Origin of the sequence: Stieleria tagensis, from assembly GCF_024129865.1 — a bacterium.
Classification (GTDB): domain Bacteria; phylum Planctomycetota; class Planctomycetia; order Pirellulales; family Pirellulaceae; genus Stieleria; species Stieleria tagensis.
In genome coordinates this window covers 1-1,177 of the sequence record NZ_JAMYFE010000177.1, presented here as the reverse complement: position 1 = coordinate 1,177, position 1,177 = coordinate 1, and the positions used below count along the sequence as shown (strand labels likewise).

The following is a 1,177-nucleotide window of genomic DNA, read 5'->3' as shown; positions in this document are numbered from 1 at the left end:
GGTACCAATCGGTATATCCCGCACCCATTGCCTCGTCCCAATGCTGTCGGAACTCCTGCAACTGAAGCTCCGCATACCACGACGGACATCGCTGATCCTCACGCCGAAATAGATCACGCCAACTGGGGCGTGCCGTCTGAGAGACCAACTTCAACCGGTCACTGCCACAGTGTGGGCACGCATACACGGGATCTTCCAACTCAGACTCCCGATCAGCGGCTTCAGGCGTGGTCAACGGATCCGATGATGCCAGAGTTTCTCGGCAATGCGACATGTAGGCTTCGCGAAGCTGATTGCTCCAGCCACCGAAGTACCGAGTCTTGGTCAACTGCTCTGGCTGGATGTGCAGGCACCAGCGACGGACGAAGTCGCCGATCTTGAGTGTGATCGGAACTTGCTGCCGTTCACCGCCCACCCGCTTCCCTTCACGCGCCATGAAAGTCACTTGCTTGCGATCTGCGGCGACGATGCGATGGTTGCTGATCGGACCACCGGTCAAGTACCGTGTCAGATAATTGACGACTTCGCTGGCATGGCTTGTCTCTTTCGGCGGCGGTTGAATATGAGCCGCCCATGATTTCGATTCTAAATTCTTGACGAACACCTCCCAGTTCTCGCTGCTCCGAAGAGACTCGAACTTGCCACCGAACTTCAACTTGCCTGACGCACGAAGACGACGCAATTTGGCAATCGCTCGTTTGCGATATATTTCTCGAAGTCGCTCGACATCGACCAAGTAGTAGCCGTCGGAGTTCTTTGCATCTGGCGGCGCTGCGGCCCGCGTCCAAGCTTGTGTCGTAATCCCGGGGCCTTCGCCGGGAACCAGCAGATGCACATGCCAGTGCGCTTCTAGCTTCTGATTCCATGTGTGCAGCACACTGATCCCAGCGGGCTCGTAGCCTTGTTCGTCTTTGATGTTTTTCGAAAGACTCTTCCAAGCCGACGTGGCAAGCAGCTCTGACATCTCTTTTTGGTTGGCCAGCGCCAATTCGGAGAGTTCACTCGGAAGAGTAAAAACAACTTGGTAGTATTCAACGCCTGGCAACAACAACTTCGAAGCTTTCTCGTTGAAGTCGATTCGTTTGCTGCCACTGCACTGAGGACAATGCCGATCGCCCCTGTGCTGGTTCAGCGGGAACTGGACTTTGCGTTTTGGTTTCCTAGCAGTTGGTCATTG

General features: G+C 55.1%; 1 protein-coding gene. It reads right to left on the bottom strand.

The genetic code is table 11. The features are described from left to right. Window positions 1–1,078, bottom strand: a 1,078-nt coding sequence (locus NHH03_RS27585) for an IS91 family transposase (protein WP_449339610.1), incomplete at its 3' end; no start/stop codon positions are given. Window positions 1,079–1,177: the final 99 nt, after the last annotated feature.